Raw genomic sequence first — 624 nt, 5'->3', positions numbered from 1 at the left:
GGGCCTGTTTCTGGGTGCTCGCCGACACTTTACACTCGACTGCTAAAAAGCAGAGAAATTGTTCAATCAAAGCGGGGCTTATATCAGCGCCATGACGAATATTACAATGTCGAATGAAATAACGGTTCCAATAGAGGTAGGATTTTTCTGTTTGATAGCTGTAATGGCGTACCCTGATCTCTGCCCGTATAGCCTCCAAAAATGTTAATTGCCCCATAACCGTCGCCTCACCAATGAACTGTATATATATACAGTTATAGTTCAAGTTAAGATAATTACTATGAAAAAGATGCATAAATCGTTTGATTGGCGCATCGATAATACTAACTTTTAAAAATTAACTCATTATTATCAATTGTTTGTAATATTTATAAAAGTGTTATGCAGACCTCGTAAACATCTATGCATCTTTTTTATCTTCTAAATTGTCATATTTTTTCTGTATTTTTTGTTAAAAAATATATTTACAACAGATACTTACAAGTGATAGTTTGAAGAAAAGACTTACAAGAAAGCAGGAGGTTATCCTGCTGCTAATCAATAAGCTGTTATACCCAAAGGCGATGTTCCTATATATGAATCCTATAGCACTCTTTGATTTCGATAAAACGATTATAAACAAAG

Annotated in this window: 1 protein-coding gene; it reads right to left on the bottom strand. The window is 34.0% G+C overall.

Translation table 11 applies throughout. The features are described 5' to 3' along the window. Window positions 1-217, bottom strand: a 217-nt coding sequence (locus tag Q4557_RS19855) for a site-specific integrase (RefSeq protein WP_303415068.1), incomplete at its 3' end; no start/stop codon positions are given. Window positions 218-624: the final 407 nt, after the last annotated feature.

Origin of the sequence: Shewanella sp. 5_MG-2023 (assembly GCF_030547465.1) — a bacterium.
Taxonomy (GTDB): domain Bacteria; phylum Pseudomonadota; class Gammaproteobacteria; order Enterobacterales; family Shewanellaceae; genus Shewanella.
This window is presented reverse-complemented; position numbering and strand designations above follow the sequence as displayed.